The organism is Hydrogenophilus thiooxidans, from assembly GCF_019049855.1.
Classification (GTDB): Bacteria; Pseudomonadota; Gammaproteobacteria; order Burkholderiales; family Rhodocyclaceae; genus Hydrogenophilus; species Hydrogenophilus thiooxidans.
Map to the genome: position 1 here is coordinate 24761 of NZ_JAHLSY010000011.1, position 12292 is coordinate 37052.

At 62.9% G+C, this 12292-nt stretch carries 9 protein-coding genes; 4 read left to right on the top strand and 5 right to left on the bottom strand.

All coding sequences use genetic code 11. From position 1 onward, the window contains the following. Positions 1-7: 7 nt before the first annotated feature. Genes hslO through KUL93_RS06855 form a run of 4 tightly spaced genes read right to left on the bottom strand, consistent with a single transcriptional unit; the run spans position 8 to position 6857 of the window. Positions 8-898 (bottom strand): Hsp33 family molecular chaperone HslO, encoded by an 891-nt coding sequence (gene hslO / locus KUL93_RS06840; RefSeq protein WP_217126329.1) that lies wholly within the window; start codon positions 896-898, stop codon positions 8-10. Continuing rightward, a complete protein-coding gene (locus KUL93_RS06845; RefSeq protein WP_217126330.1) occupies positions 895-3261 on the bottom strand; it encodes a Tex family protein in 2367 nt (788 codons plus the stop codon). The genes hslO and KUL93_RS06845 overlap by 4 nt, the downstream gene beginning before the upstream one ends. A 30-nt stretch (positions 3262-3291) precedes the next feature. Further along, positions 3292-4152: a D-hexose-6-phosphate mutarotase gene (locus KUL93_RS06850; RefSeq protein ID WP_217126331.1), complete on the bottom strand. Its 861-nt coding sequence runs from the start codon at positions 4150-4152 to the stop codon at positions 3292-3294. A gap of 11 nt (positions 4153-4163) precedes the next feature. Then, positions 4164-6857: a bifunctional acetate--CoA ligase family protein/GNAT family N-acetyltransferase gene (locus KUL93_RS06855; protein WP_217126332.1), complete on the bottom strand. Its 2694-nt coding sequence runs from the start codon at positions 6855-6857 to the stop codon at positions 4164-4166. 106 nt (positions 6858-6963) lie between these two features. Between KUL93_RS06855 and KUL93_RS06860 the strand changes: the two genes are divergently transcribed. Together KUL93_RS06860 and KUL93_RS06865 are read left to right on the top strand one after the other, a co-directional pair. Continuing rightward, positions 6964-8436, top strand: a complete 1473-nt coding sequence (locus KUL93_RS06860) for an NAD-dependent succinate-semialdehyde dehydrogenase (RefSeq protein WP_346731671.1) — start codon at positions 6964-6966, stop codon at positions 8434-8436. A gap of 30 nt (positions 8437-8466) precedes the next feature. After that, a complete protein-coding gene (locus KUL93_RS06865; protein ID WP_217126334.1) occupies positions 8467-9060 on the top strand; it encodes a hypothetical protein in 594 nt (197 codons plus the stop codon). Here KUL93_RS06865 and mnmH read toward each other — a convergent pair. Further along, positions 9035-10132 carry a tRNA 2-selenouridine(34) synthase MnmH gene (mnmH, locus tag KUL93_RS06870; protein ID WP_217126335.1) on the bottom strand — a complete coding sequence of 366 codons (1098 nt, stop codon included), beginning with the start codon at positions 10130-10132 and terminating at the stop codon, positions 9035-9037. The two genes, KUL93_RS06865 and mnmH, sit on opposite strands and share 26 nt — an antisense overlap. 73 nt (positions 10133-10205) lie before the next feature. Between mnmH and selD the strand changes: the two genes are divergently transcribed. Next, on the top strand, positions 10206-11261 hold the full coding sequence (selD, locus tag KUL93_RS06875) for a selenide, water dikinase SelD (RefSeq protein WP_217126336.1): 1056 nt from the start codon (positions 10206-10208) through the stop codon (positions 11259-11261). Next, a complete protein-coding gene (locus KUL93_RS06880; RefSeq protein ID WP_217126337.1) occupies positions 11258-12289 on the top strand; it encodes an AI-2E family transporter in 1032 nt (343 codons plus the stop codon). The genes selD and KUL93_RS06880 overlap by 4 nt, the downstream gene beginning before the upstream one ends. The last annotated feature ends 3 nt before the right edge of the window (positions 12290-12292 follow it).

Consider the following 12292-nt stretch of genomic DNA (forward strand, 5'->3'; position numbering starts at 1 on the left):
CACTACCTCAATGAATGCGGGGAGATGAGGGAAGGTCATTGACAAATGCGGCGAGCGCTTCGTCGCGATCCAGGCGATAGGTGTGCCCCGAGAGTTCGTCGTGGATCTCGACGGCGCCGTGTTCGGCCAACATCGCTTCCACTTCGTCACGCCCAAGCAGACGCAAGAGCCGTTGGATCCGTTCGGGCTCGACCCGGTCGTACGGTAAGATCGGCACCGAGGGGAATGCGCGAATGGTCTCTTCGGCAAAGAGGCGCGTCAAGAGTGAAGCGGCGTTGAGTTGCACGAGTTCCGCTTCGCGTAGGGTCTCTGCAAGCAGAACGGCACGTCGCCAACCGTCGGGGTCTTTTTCGTCGGCAGTGGGTAGTTTCTGGAGCATCAGGCCGGCCGCGGTCTGGTCGTCGGCGCTCAGCCAAAGCCGCGTGGGCTGCTGATCCGATCGGCTGAGAAAAGCTTGCAGCGCGTCGATGAGGGTCTCTCCCTCCCACGGGACGATGCTGACGTACGGGGTATGGGTGGCAGGCAGCTCCACGATGAGGGCGAGCTGTGCCGCTTCGCCCAACAGTTGGCGCAGTTGCGCGTCGTCGGCGACCGGGATCGCATCGTCGCGCCGCTGCGCCACGGCACGCAGCTCACGTTCGGGTGAAAGATCGACAACCACGAGCGGAACGAGCCCTTTCCCCTGCGCCTGCAATGTGATCCGCGTGGGGGTTTTGAAGCGTGCCGAAAGGAGCGCCGCAAAAGCGGTGAGTTGCCCAAGGGCGCGCCGAATCGCCGGAGGGTAACGACGATGCGCCAAGACGCGTTGCCACACGTGGGTCAGTCGCACATGAGCGCCACGGATGTCCGTATTTTCGAGGAGGAAAGGGGTCACACAATCGGTCGATTCTGGGGTCATCGCGCAGATTTCTCCTGTTGCGCACGGGCAAGGGCCAGCGCGAGTGCCGTCACCGGTTCTTGGGGCTGAGCGGGGTTGCGTTTGGCGGGGGCGGCGTTGCGGGAACGGCTGCGGGGGGTGTCGTGCTTCGTTGCAGATGCAGAGGTGGCGCCTTCAACGTGGCGCGAAGACAGCCCCGCACGTTCACCGTTGGTGCGCATCGAGAGCGCAATGCGCTGCCGTGCTTTGTCTACGGCCAGCACCCGAACGCGAACGATTTGCCCCGGTTTGACAACGGTCAAGGGATCTTTGACGAAGCGGTCGGCGAGTTCGGAGACGTGCACCAACCCGTCTTGATGCACACCGATATCGACGAACGCGCCGAAATGGGTGACGTTGGTGACTACCCCTTCGAGCCACTGCCCTTCTTGGAGGTCGTCGAGCGATTCGACCCCTTCAGCGTAGCGAACGGTGCGAAACTCGCCGCGCGGATCGCGCCCTGGTTTCGCCAGCTCTTCGAGGACATCCTGCACGGTAAAGAGGCCAAACTGCGCGTCGGTGAATTCGTTGGGGTCGATCGCGTCACGCCAGTCGCTGCGCCCCATCACCTCTTTCACCGTTTTCTGGATGCGCGCCAAGATCCGTTCGACCAGCGGATAAGCCTCGGGGTGGACGGCAGATGCGTCGAGTGGTTCGTCCCCGTCGCGAATGCGTAAAAAACCGGCACACTGTTCGAAGGTTTTCGGGCCCAGCCGGGGCACTTCGAGCAGTTGCGCACGGCTGCGGAACGGACCGTGCTGGGTGCGCCACGCGACGATCTCCCGCGCCAGCGTCCGGTTGAGCCCGGAGACGTAGGCGAGGAGCGCGGGCGAGGCGGTGTTGAGATCTACCCCTACGGCATTGACGCAGTCCTGAACGACCGCGTCGAGCATCCGCGCGAGTTCCACTTGATCGACGTCGTGTTGGTATTGCCCGACACCGATCGATTTCGGGTCGATCTTCACCAACTCTGCCAGGGGATCCTGTACCCGGCGGGCGATCGAGACCGCGCCTCTGAGGCTGACATCGAGTTCTGGGAGTTCTTCACTGGCGATTTCACTGGCCGAATAGATCGAAGCGCCCGCTTCCGAAACGATCAGTTTCGTGGGGCGCCCATCAAGGGGCAAACGGGCTAGGAGCGCGTCGACCAGCTTTTCGGTTTCGCGACTCGCGGTGCCGTTGCCGACTGCGATGAGCTGCACTCGGTGCGTCGTTACCAATTCGGCGAGGCGCGCGAGTGTTGGCTCGACGTGGCGTTTCGGCTCGAACGGGTAGCAGGTTTCCGTGGCGACGACGGCGCCGGTGGCGTCGATCACCGCGATTTTGATCCCGGTGCGAATGCCCGGGTCGATTCCCATCACGACCTGGTTGCCGGCAGGCGGCGCAAGGAGCAGCTCCTTGAGGTTCGCCGCAAAGATGCGGATCGCTTCCCGTTCCGCGTTTTCACGCATCTGGTTGAGCGCGTCGCGTTCGAGTTGCGGGTGGAGTTTGGCACGCCAGATGCGCGCAAGGGTTTGGGTCCGCCAGGATGCTGCGGGGTCGTCGAGCCGATCCCACCCGATCTGATGGGCGATCCACCCGAGGAACGGATGCGGTTGGTCTTCCGCGGTGGGAATATCGACCGCAAGGTGCAGTACCCCCTCGTTGCGCCCGCGGAGGAGCGCCAACGCGCGGTGCGAAGGTATGGAGCGGATCGGCTCTTCGAACGCAAACCAGTCGCGAAACTTCGCGGCGTTGGAGGCGTTGGAATCGAGCACCTGCGACCGGATCAGCGCTTCGTTCCAGAACCGTTCGCGCAACGGCTGCAACAAAGCGGCGTTTTCGCTGAGGCGTTCGCTCAAGATCGCGCGCGCGCCTTCAAGCGCCGCAGCGGCGTCGGCAAACCCTTTTTCCGGAGCGACGAACGGTGCGGCGAGCACTTCCGGCGGGGTTTCGACTCGGCCCATGAGCCGGTCGGCAAGGGGTTCCAATCCGGCTTCGCGCGCGATACTTGCCTTGGTGCGTCGTTTGGGTCGGTACGGCAGGTAGAGGTCTTCGAGCGCCTGGCGTGTCTCAGCCGACATGACGGCCGCTTCGAGTTCGGGCGTGAGATGGCCCGCTTCGCGCAGCGTGTTGAGGATCGTTTCGCGGCGCGCTTCGAGCGCCCGCAGCGTCAGAAGCTGGGTTTCGATTTCGCGCAGTTGCGCGTCGCTCAATCCTCCTGTTGCCTCTTTACGGTAGCGGGCGATGAAGGGAACCGTTGCCCCTTCGTCCATCAGCCGCACCGCAGCGATCACTTGGTGCGGCGAAACGCCAATCCGCTCGGCGATACGGGCTTCGATCGAAGGCAAGTGTGTCGTCGTCATGGTATTCGGTTCGATCCAGGCAAGGGGCGATTATAGCGAGGGAAGGGCGACGAGCGACTGTCGTCCCGCCCATTCGGCTCCGGGGTCAAGGGTGATCGGTGCGGTGAGTTGCGCCGCTTCGACGCAAAGGAAACGCCGAAACCCATCTGCGGGCAGATCGGCCAGGTTGTGGTGTTCCCCGGGGTTCCAGACGACGAGATTGGCAAAGCCCGCTTGGTCGATGCCCGTGGCCACTTTGCCACTTTTCCAGAGCAGCGCGCGCGTAGGCGCTGGATAGACGCGGTTCACCGCGCGATCGACGACCAGTTCGGGCGCGGTCTCTTTGACCGCTTGCCATTGGGCATTGGCGTCCTGGTAGGTGAGCCCGTACAAACCGGAGAGTTGGGAAAGTTCGAGTTCCGGAGTGGCCAGATAGGTATGCAATCCACCGGTGAAAGCAAGCGGTGCGGCTCCGTCGTTACCCACCGCGAGCTCGACGTCCAGACGGTCGAGGGAGAGCATCACGGTGACTTCCGCCCACCAGCCTGAGGGGATTTCGTCACGATAGGACGCAGGGAGCGCGTCCGGCGTGAGCCGCCACGTTGCGAAGACGAACGCTGGGTCTTGTTTCTGTTCTGTCATCTGCCACAGGACGCGCCGCGCAAACCCGTGGCGTGTGCGGGGGCCTTGGTCGGCCCACTGCGGAAAGATCACTGGGATGCCGCCGCGAATGGGGGTAACGCCATCCCCTGGGTTTTTGGGGCTCAGGTAGAGCCGTTCGATGCCGTCGGCGGGGATCCAGGAAAGCACGTGCGCGCCCCAGTGGCTCACCGTGACCTGAGCACCGCCAATCTGAAGCCGCACGACGTCGAGCCCGCACCAGCGGTCGGTGGTGATTGCGGTCGGAGTCATCTTCGATTGCCTCAATGCAGCGGTTGCAAGGGAAGGACACCGTGCTTGATCGTTCGATCTTCGGGGTCGTCGGAGAGGGTGAAACCGAGACTCGCGACGAACCGCAGCATCCGTTCGTTGTTCGCGAGAAAGACGCCGCGCATCTCTTTGAGGCCACGGTTGCGCGCCGTTTCGATCAGCACCTGCATGAGTTTGCGTGCCAGACCTCGATGTTGCCACGCATCGGCAACGACGATCGCGAATTCGCACGTTTCGCCGTCGGGGTTTACCGCGTACCGTGCCACCCCCAGTTCGATCTCTTTGCCGTTTTGCGACGTAACCGCAATGAACGCCATCTCGCGGTCGTAGTCGATTTGGGTGAGGCGCGCGAGCATTGCGGGTGGCAGTTCGTTGAGCGTGGTCATGAAGCGGTAATACTTCGTCTGTGGCGAGAGGTTGCGGACGAACTCCGCTTCGAGTTCGGCGTCTTCTGGCCGGATGGGGCGGATCAGCACGTCGGTGCCGTCAGGAAGCGTCCAATGTTGGACGAGGTGAGACGGGTAGGGGTGGATCGCCATGTGCGCGTAACGATCCTGGGACGGATTCGTCGGGGTCAGCGAAATTTTCGCGTCGAGCGCGATCGCGTCGTGTTCGTCGACGATCAGCGGGTTGATGCTCAGATATTCGATCCACGGCAATTCGCAGACCATTTCTGAAACCCGCAGCAGGACGTATTCCAGCCGTTCGAGCGCTACCGCGGGCATGTTGCGCCACTCCTGCAGCATCGGATAGATGCGGCTCGACCGAACCAGGTCGTGCGCCAGGTATTTGTTGAACGGCGGCAGCGCAACCGACATGTCCGCTTCGGGAACGGCCCGTTTGCCCCCTTCGCCGAAGTAGATCACCGGCCCGAAGACGGGGTCGCGTTTGACGCGGATCATCACCTCGCGGCCGTAACGACGAATCACCATCGGTTCGATCACTACCCCTTCGATTTCCGCTTCAGGCGCATTTTTTTGCACTTCGGCGACGATCTCCTGAAACGCGGTGCGTACCGCCGCCATGGTGGTGAGGTTGAGTCGCACTCCGCCGCTGTCGGCTTTGTCGATGACGTTTTTCGCCTGAATTTTCATCGCCACCGGCAGTCCAATCTCTTCGGCGAGCACGATCGCTTCGGTGACGGTGCGCGCCAGCATCGCTTGGGCAATCGGGATGCGAAACGCAGAAAGGACCGCTTTGGCCTCCATCTCGTTGAGGCGTAGCCGCCGTTCGGTGAGCGCGGCTTCGATGATCAGTTCGGCGCTCTCGATGCGCGGCGCTTCGAAATGGGTGAGCGGCGGTGGGGTTTGCGCGAGCAGTTTTTGGTTTCGGTAGTACGACGAGACGTGCGAGAAGAGCTCGACCGCAGGTTCCGGCGCACGGAAGGTGGGGATCCCCGCCGCTTGGAATTTTTGCCGCGCTTCCTGGACGTGCGCCTCTCCCATCCAGCAGGTGACGACCGGTTTGTCGGCTTTCGCTTCGAGTGCGATGATCCGGTCTGCGACCGCGGTGGGGTCGGTCATCGCCTGGGGCGTGAGAATCACCAGGATCCCGTCGACCTCTTTCGCAGCCAGAAGGGTTTGAAACGCAGCGCCGTAGCGTTCGGCGTCGGCGTCGCCCAAAATATCGACCGGGTTGGCGTGGGACCAGTTCTGGGGCAGCAGTTTGTCGAGTGCTTCGCGGGTGGTATCCCCGAGTTCCGCGAGCGGGATGCCCAGGTCCGCGGCGCGGTCGGCAGCCATCGCGCCGATTCCGCCGCCGTTCGTGAGGATCGCCAAGCGGTTGCCGCGCGGACGAAGTCGGGCAAAAAGCGCGGAGAGTGCGGCGTAGAGCTGCGAGATGTTATAAAGACGAATCACGCCACTACGCCGCAAGGCCGCGTCGAACACTTTGTCGTCGCCTGGCTGATGGCCTGCGTGGAGATGAATCGTGCGCATCACTTCGGGATGGCGTCCCGCTTTGAGCACCAGCACCGGTTTGACGCGTGCCGCAGCACGCAACGCGCTCATGAAGCGGCGCGCGTTCTTGATTCCTTCGATGTAGAGCACGATCGCTTCGGTGCGGTAATCTTGCGCCAGGAAGTCGAGCACTTCGGCAAAGTCGATATCGACGCTCGCGCCAAGCGAGACCACCGCCGAAAATCCGACCCCCGCCGGTTTTGCCCAGTCGAGTACCGCGGAACAGAGCGCACCGGAGTGGGAGATGAACCCGATCGACCCTTTGAGCGGAGCGGTCAGAGCAAATGAGGCGTTGAGCCCAAACTGCGGACGCATCACGCCCAGACAGTTGGGACCCAAAAGGCGCATCCGGTAGCGACGCGCCGTTTCGATCAGTTGCCGCTCCAACCGTTCACCGCGGGCGCCCGATTCGGCAAAACCGGCTGAGAGGACCGCAACCATCTTGACACCGGCCCGGCCACACCCTTCGACCACACCGATCACCTTTTCCGCGGCGACACAGATCACCGCGAGATCGATGCGGTGGGGCACCTCTTCGATCGACGGATAAGCGGGGAGATCGAAGATTTTTTTATGTTTGGGGTTGACCGCAAAGAGGCGGCCGGTGTACCCACTGTCGATCAGGTTGCGGATCACGGTTCGACCCAATGACCCGGCGCGTTCCGAAGCACCGATCACGGCGACCGAGCGCGGTTCGATCAACGGTTGCAAGTAGTGGTTCTCTTGCACGGCGAAACTCTCCTAAGGCATTGTGGCGAAGTGTACCGCATCGCACCGACTCTGTGCGCGTACAATCCCATTTACCGGCAAACAATTCGTCCGAACGACCAGGGAGATGACGATGCACGAATGGCTGAAAAACTTAACGCTAACCCGGTGTTGGCAAACCCACGCTTATTGGGGTGGCGAATGGCATGCGGCACCAACCCGTTATCCCGTGCGGAATCCGGCAACAGGGGAAACGATCGCCGAAGTGGTCGATTGCGGACGCAGGGAAACCGAAGCGGCAATCGACGCAGCGGCATACGCCTTCTCCTCATGGAAAAACACCCTCGCGAAAGAGCGATCAGCACTGTTGCGCCAATGGCATGCGCGCATCGTCGACAACGCCGAGCCCTTGGCGCAATTGATCACGCTCGAATGTGGCAAGCCCCTTGCCGAGGCACGGGGCGAAGTGGCCTACGCGGCATCGTTCGTCGAGTGGTTTGCCGAAGAGGCGAAGCGGGTTTATGGCGATCTCATCCCGACGCCGCAAGCGGATCGCCGCCTCATGGCGTGGAAACAGCCCGTTGGGGTGTGCGCAGCGATCACACCGTGGAATTTCCCCGCTGCGATGATCACCCGTAAGGTGGCCCCGGCGCTTGCGGTGGGGTGCACGGTGGTGGTGAAGCCGGCGGAGCAAACCCCACTCACGGCTCTGGCTTTAGCCGCGCTGGCCGAAGATGCCGGTTTTCCCGCCGGGGTGTTCAATGTGGTTACCGGCAGTCGACCGGAGGTGATTGGCGCGACGCTCACCGCAAGTCCCATCGTGCGCAAACTCTCCTTTACCGGGTCGACCGAAGTCGGTCGCCTCTTGATGGCCCAATGCGCCCCGACGTTAAAGCGCCTCTCGTTTGAACTGGGTGGCAACGCCCCGTTCATCGTGTTCGACGATGCTGACCTGGACGCGGCAGTGGCCGGGGCGCTGGCGTCGAAATACCGCAACGCCGGGCAAACGTGCGTCTGCGCCAACCGATTGATCGTCCAAGAGGGGATCTACGACGCTTTTGCGGAGCGGTTCGCTGCGGAGGTGTCCAAATTGCGCGTCGGTCCCGGGTGGGAAGCGGGCGTCGCGGTGGGGCCGCTCATCGATGCTGCGGCGATCGCAAAAGTGACGCGCCTGGTCGAAGAGGCGGTCTCCCGCGGGGCGCAAGTGCGCTGTGGCGGGCATCTCCTCACGGAATTGGGCAACCAGTTTTACGCCCCCACGGTGCTCACGAACGTCACAGCGGAGATGGCGATCGCGCGCGAAGAGATCTTTGGTCCCGTCGCCCCCATCTACCGGTTTCGTACCGACGACGAAGCTGTCGCGCTTGCAAACGCGACCGAATATGGCCTTGCGGCCTACTTCTACGCGCGCGACGTGGGGCGCGTCTGGCGGGTGGCCGAGCAGCTCGATTACGGGATGATCGGGATCAACACTGGGATCATCTCAAGCGAGGTTTTCCCCTTTGGCGGCGTCAAACAGTCGGGGTTTGGTCGCGAAGGGTCGAAGTACGGCGTGGAAGAGTATCTCGAGATCAAAGCGATCTGTCTGGCCGGCGTGTGAGGGTTGCACAATCCGCGTAAGGGAGGAACCATGCGGGAAAGGAGCCGTAATGTGGGGAGTGGTCCGGTCGGCTTGGGCAAAGGCTCTGTTTGGCGCCGCCTCTGGGTAGGCGCGCTCGTTTTTACCTTTTTCTCAGGAAGTGTCCCAGCATCGGGCCTTGATGAGCCCTTAGCGCGCGGCGCTCTGCCGCTTACCGAGGGGTTTGCGACCGTGCCCACCGCAGCGGCGGAAGGGGAGGGGCAGCAAACGGTGACTGAAGCCGAAGTCGAGGAGGCGATCGCGACGCTACGTTGCGAGCAAACCCCGTTCTTTTGGTGTGCCGGTGGGATCGGTGTGGAGGAGCGGGTGGCGTTACAACGGCTCAGAGACCGTTTTACGGTCTGCGTCGAGTGGGCACAAAAGGAGCGCCCCTATCTTGCTGATGCGACCTTGACCCTCGAAAACGACTCCGGCGCGGTGGTTTGGCAAGGCCGCGGGTTGGGGCCGCTTTGGTGCGCGCAGCTGCCGACGGGGCGTTATCGGTTGGTTGCCGCTGCGCTCCCGGTCGTTGAATATCCCCCGCAAGATCGCTGGGTCGAGGTGACGCCGCAAGCCTCCCTTAGGCGCGTGGCGTTTCTCTGGTAGTCGCGTCCAGTGGGCACGTAGCGGCGATTGCCACCAACTGCGCGGCCAAATCGGCGAACGTCGCCTCCGAGAGATCAGAAAGGGTAAAGTGCGCCACGATCGGGCCCGACCAGGTGGCCAGCCCTTTGCGGTAACGGGGGTCGTAGTGGCGTACCATCAGGTCGCGGTAGAGTGCGGCGAAATTGCCTGCGTCGACCCACCGCAGCCATTCTGCAAGGACGGCGTTCGGGACCACCCCTTTGAGGCGGAGCAACTGCGCTTTGAGGGTTTCGGGATGGTCGCGCCAGAATCGGTATTCAGTGAGTACCAACGCCAGACGCGTGTCAAGCGCAGCGTCCACCGTGACGCGCGGCGCGGCGCGCATCTGTTGCCAAAGCGCTTCAGGCAGGTGGCAGGTGCCGATGCGGCGGTTCTCCGCTTCGACAAACACCGGTTGGGTGGGATCGAAGCGGCGCAGTGCAGACCAGAGTGCTGTCTCGAACGCTTTTTGGGTCGGTTGCGGCGCGCCGTCTGGCACCCGCCCCAACAGCGAACCACGATGGCGCGCCAACCCTTCCAGGTCCAACACCTGCGCGCCCAATTGCGCCAGGGTGTGAAGCAGTTTCGTCTTGCCGCAACCCGTAGGACCCGCGAGCACGAATAGCCGCAACCGAGCAGGCAACGTATTGAGCTGCGCAAGGACTTGACGACGAAACGCCTTATACCCGCCTTCAAGCTGCGCGGCGTCCCAACCGATCAACCGCAGCCAAGTGACGAACGCGCCACTTCGCTGGCCACCGCGCCAACAGTAGACCAGCGGGTGCCACGAGCGCGGTTTGTCCTGAAACTGGTTTTCGATGTGGTGCGCGATATTTTTCGCGACCCACGCCCCCCCAATGCGCCGCGCTTCGAACGGTGACCGCTGTTTGTAGATCGTACCGACGATCGCCCGCTCCCGGTCGTCGAGCACCGGGCAATTGATCGCACCGGGAACGTGGTCTTCAGCGTATTCGGCTGGACTGCGCGCGTCGATCACCGTGTCGAACGCGTCGAGCGCCGTCACCGGAACGATTGAGGTGCTGTCACGGGGCATGGGCGAACCATGGAGTGGACTCGGTGCTATTATCGCGCAATTCGAACGGGTTCTTTCACGGAGCGAGCTGCGAATGACGGAAGCGGTGCGATTGACGGCGCTTGCGCACGGCGGCGGGTGTGGGTGCAAGATCGCGCCCGGCGTCCTCGAACGGCTCTTGCGGGAGATTCCGACTGGGTTCGTGCCGCCCGAACTTCTCGTAGGGTTCGACACCACCGACGACGCCGCGGTGTGGCGTCTGAACGAGACGCAGGCGCTCATCGCGACCACCGACTTTTTCCTCCCCGTTGTCGATGACCCTTTCGATTTTGGCGCGATCGCTGCGACCAATGCGCTATCCGACGTCTATGCGATGGGGGGACGCCCGATCCTGGCGCTTGCGGTCGTCGGGATGCCCTTGGGAAAACTGCCCGAGGCGGTGATCGCGCAGATTTTCGCGGGTGGCGCATCGGTGTGCCGCGAAGCAGGGGTGGCGCTCGCCGGGGGCCATTCGATCGACTGCGTCGAACCGTTTTACGGCTTGGTTGCGTTGGGACTTGCCCATCCCCGGGCGATCAAGACCAACGCGGGGGCGCAACCGGGCGACCAGTTGATCCTGACCAAGCCCCTTGGGATCGGAGTGCTCTCCGCGGCGCTCAAGAAGGGGTTACTCACCCCAGACGAATATGCCGAAATGCGGCGGTGGACCACCTGCCTCAACCGGGTAGGGGAGCGCTTGGGGGCTGACCCGGAGGTGCATGCGCTTACCGACGTCACCGGTTTCGGCCTGGCGGGACACGGATGGGAGATGGCGCGCGCAAGCGGCGTGGTGGTGCGTTTCCACAGTGGGGCGTTGCCGGTGTTGCCTGCCGCGCGCCGTTACCTTCGCGAAGGGATCACCACGGGGGCGGCCACGCGCAACTGGCAAAGCTACGGCAACGCGATCGACCTCACCGCGCTGCCGGAAGGGGAGCGCGCCGAGTGGCAAGCGATCGTCACCGATCCGCAAACGAGCGGAGGCCTGTTGATCGCGTGCGCCCCTGCCGCGGTGGAGCGGGTAATGGGCGCGATCGCGGAGACGCAAGGCGAAGGAGGGGTGGTGATCGGTTCGGTCGCTGCGGGAACGCCGAAAGTCGAAGTGCTGCGATGAACGGATCGGCGCATCGGGCGGTGACCGGTTGGGAGCGTCGTGCGCTGCTGTTGGCAGCTCCGATCGTTTTGCTCTGGGGAACCGTCCTCTCCCTCAAACTCACACCGGCTTTTTTTGCGGGTGTGCTCACCTTTGGCGCTTCGCAAGCGATGACCCAGCGTTTTGCTCGCTCGCCCGCGTTTGCCCGCCATGCGCGTCTCTATTCCGCCGCGGTCGTGGCCTTGGTGACCCTTCTTTTGATCGTCGGATTGGTCGAGTTCGTCTTGTGGGCGCCCCAAGCGATTCCGAAACTTTTCAAGCAGTTGGCGACCACGCTCGAGCAGTTACGGGGTTTGCTGCCCGCCTGGGCGAACTATCTGCCCGATTCGGTCGACACCGTGCGTCGCGAGGCGATCGTCTGGCTCAAAGCGAACGCTGCAGCCGTGCAGAGTTGGGGGCTCCACACCGCACGGGGGGTTGGGTATGTGATCCTGGGACTCATCATCGGAGGGCTGGCGGCCGTCCAGGTTGCCTGGTCGAGCGATGAACCCAATCTCAAACCGCTTCCCCCTTTGGCGCAGGCTATTTTCGACTACACGCGCGAGCTTGTCGCCAGTTTTACCCAGGTCGTTTTTGCCCAGGTGAAGATCTCCCTGGTCAATACCGCGCTCACCGCCGTTTTTTTGGTGGGCATTTTGCCGCTTCTGGGGCGGACGTTGCCGCTTACCCCAGTCCTGCTGGTTGTCACTTTCGTGGCGGGTCTGTTGCCTGTGGTGGGAAATCTTATCTCGAACACCGTCACCACGTTGGTGGCGCTAAGTGTCTCGGTGATCGATGCGGTACTGGCTCTGGGTTGGCTCGTTTTCATCCACAAACTGGAGTATTTCTTGAACGCCCACATCATCGGCAACCGCATTCGTTCCCATGCGTGGGAGATCTTGACGATGATGGTGGTGCTGGAAGCAGCTTTCGGGGTGGCTGGGGTAGTGAGCGCCCCCGTCTTCTTCGCGCAACTCAAATCGACCCTGCGGCGCGAAGGGCTGCTGTGAGGG